This is a genomic window from Burkholderia sp. 9775_39, from assembly GCF_015712225.1.
GTDB lineage: Bacteria > Pseudomonadota > Gammaproteobacteria > Burkholderiales > Burkholderiaceae > Burkholderia > Burkholderia cenocepacia.
The window spans coordinates 1-1830 of sequence record NZ_JACCQC010000063.1; the positions used below are offsets into that span (position 1 = coordinate 1).

Annotated in this window: 1 protein-coding gene; it reads left to right on the top strand. The window is 58.3% G+C overall.

The annotated features are described in order from the left end of the window. Window positions 1–1830: type VI secretion system Vgr family protein (locus tag H0X90_RS35235; RefSeq protein WP_196438428.1), on the top strand; the 1830-nt coding region annotated here is incomplete at both ends.

Below are 1830 nucleotides of genomic sequence, written 5' to 3' on the forward strand. Positions count from 1 at the left end.
GGTGACGCGCTTTCGAAAATCCGCCTCGAAGAATGGGAATCGCGGTCGAAGCGCTTTTTTGGTATCGGTGGATGGCGAGCAGCTGACGCTGGCAAACGTTTCACGTTGAACGGACATCCCGATCACGATGGCGATTCGAGCGAGCAGCGCGAGTTCGCGGCGATTGCGGTGCGTTGGATCGTGCGAAACAATCTACCGATCACTCAGACATCCGCCCGGATGCTCCATAGCCTGGACCGTCGGATTGCAGAATCAGCGATTGCAGACCTGGACAGCGGCGCGTATACCTTGATCGGAGCAGATGGATCCACGGGCGCCTTTCACGTTGAGATCGAAGCGCAGCGGACCGTGGTACCGTTCAGGAGCCCTTTCGAACACGCCAAGCCGACGACACACCTCGAAACTGCGATCGTGGTCGGGCCGAAGAACGAAGAGGTCTACACGGATGAGCTGAACCGTATCAAGGTGCGTTTCATTTGGGATCGCATCAATGAAGGCAATGAGAGCGCATCTTGTTGGGTACGCGTTGCGCAATCCGATACCGGCAGCGGGTACGGTGCTGTCCATCCGCCGCGGGTCGGCGAAGAGGTCTTGATCGATTATGTCGGTGGAGACTGTGACCGTCCGATCGCGATCGCACGAGTCTACAACGGCGCGACGAAGCCTCAGTGGCATACGAACGGTCTGCTGTCGGGCTATCGCTCGAAAGAGTTTGCCGGAGCGGGATACAACCAGATGGTAATGGACGACTCGACCGGCCAAAACCGCGTGCAGCTGTTCAGCAGCCACGGAAACTCGGCGCTCCATCTCGGCTATTTGATCCAGCATACCGGGAATTCACGGGGCGACTATCTAGGTAGTGGCTTCGATCTCCGGACGGACAGTTACGGCGCCATCCGCGCGAACCGCGGATTGTACGTCACCACGTATTCGAAGGCGGCGGACAGCCAACCGCTCGACGCGCGCGAAACGCAAGAGCAATTGGTGCGAGCAGAGAGCCTGCTCGAATCACTTTCGGACGCAAGTACCGCACACGAGGCTGAGGGCATGCAGGCCGGATACGACGCACTAAAGCAGCTGACCGATGCGTCGCAACAGTCGGTCGCTGGCACCGTGTCTGGTGGCCGCACCGCTGGCGGGGGCACCGGTGCAGCGAATGCCTTCAAAGAGCCGATCATGCTTTTCGGAAGCCCATCGGGCATCGCGATCTCGACGAACGAGACCGCCCATCTGTCAGCCGCGCAACACGTTAACGTCGTCAGCGGGCAAAGTACCCACCTGGCGGTCGGAAAGTCTCTGATCGCAAGTGTCGCGAACAAGCTGAGTATCTTCGTTCAGAATGCCGGCATGAAATTGTTCGCCGGTCGCGGCAAGATCGAGGTACAAGCGCACTCAGACAACATCGAGCTGATTGCTCAGAAATCGGTCAAAGTGCTTTCGACGACTGCCAAGGTCGAGGTTGCCGCTGACCAAGAGATCTATCTAACTTCCGGCGGTGCCTATATTCGCATCGCAAATGGTGACATCCAGATCCACGCGCCCGGCAAGATCGATATCAAGGGCACGTCGCACAGCCTCGACGGACCGACCGCGCAGGGTTACGTACTCCCTGGTCTACCCCATGCGGGCGATGTTCCGCGATATCACGAGCAGTTCCACCTGGTCGACGACGACGGCGAGACGGTGTTGCCGCACACACGCTACGAGATCGAAAGCGAGTCGGGTAAAAGGTGGAGCGGCTTCAGCGATGCAAACGGCTTTACTCAGCACATTTATACCGATGAACCAGAGTCTCTTTCTCTGACAGTGTACAAGGAGGTAGATGATGAC